Genomic DNA, 246 nt, shown 5'->3' with positions numbered 1-246 from the left:
GCGCCCGCTTCAACCCATCGCGCGCACGCAGTTCTTCGCGGTACCGCGCCGCCTGCTCCAGCAACAACAAAGCCGAAGTGGCACGCAATCCGCCGCGGTCCGCCCAGTGCGCACGCTGCGCCGCCGGCCATGCCAACCACGCGGTCACTTTCGCCGTCGGCAATGCCAGTTCCGAACGCGCCACATCAAACAACTGCGGGTAATGCGCCTGCGCCGACGGGAAGTAGTAGCCCATGCGCATCGCTT

Annotated in this window: 1 pseudogene; it reads right to left on the bottom strand. The window is 66.7% G+C overall.

The annotated features are described in order from the left end of the window. A pseudogene (locus ACQG3P_RS21595) lies at positions 1–246 on the bottom strand (DUF4105 domain-containing protein); the annotation flags it as partial.

Origin of the sequence: Stenotrophomonas sp. SrG (assembly GCF_050031795.1) — a bacterium.
In the GTDB taxonomy this organism is placed as follows: Bacteria; Pseudomonadota; Gammaproteobacteria; order Xanthomonadales; family Xanthomonadaceae; genus Stenotrophomonas; species Stenotrophomonas rhizophila_A.
Note: the sequence above shows the minus strand (reverse complement) of the source record. Positions and strands in the feature narration are given on the sequence as shown.